At 56.2% G+C, this 379-nt stretch carries 1 protein-coding gene; it reads left to right on the top strand.

Annotation, left to right across the window (positions count from 1 at the left end):
* On the top strand, positions 1 to 379 hold a 379-nt coding region (locus QKW35_RS21275; RefSeq protein ID WP_282356396.1), incomplete at both ends, for a TRAP transporter large permease subunit.

Genomic DNA, 379 nt, shown 5'->3' with positions numbered 1-379 from the left:
ATCCCGGGCCTGATGCTGGGTGCGTTCTACATCCTGTACATTCTGATCACCGGTTTCGTAAAGCCGGAGGCGGCACCCATTCCACCAGACGCCAAGCCAATCACCTTGGGCGCCTTCGTTAATGTAATGAAAGCGGTCCTACCAACTCTGGCACTGATCTTTGTCGTACTGGGCTCCATCTTCGCCGGTATCGCAACTCCCACCGAAGCCTCCGGTGTCGGTGCCTTCGGCGCAACGCTGCTGGCGATGTACAACAAGAAGTTCAGCTTCAAAGTACTGAAAGACGTTGTCGGCGGTACCATGAACACCACCGCGTACATCTTTGCGATCTTTATTGGTGCGACCTGCTTCGCGCTGGTACTGCGTGAACTGGGGGGGG

This window comes from Pontibacterium granulatum, assembly GCF_029961155.1.
Lineage (GTDB): Bacteria > Pseudomonadota > Gammaproteobacteria > Pseudomonadales > Balneatricaceae > Pontibacterium > Pontibacterium granulatum.
The sequence above is the reverse complement of the archived record's forward strand: the minus strand, read 5'-3'. Positions and strand labels throughout refer to the sequence as shown.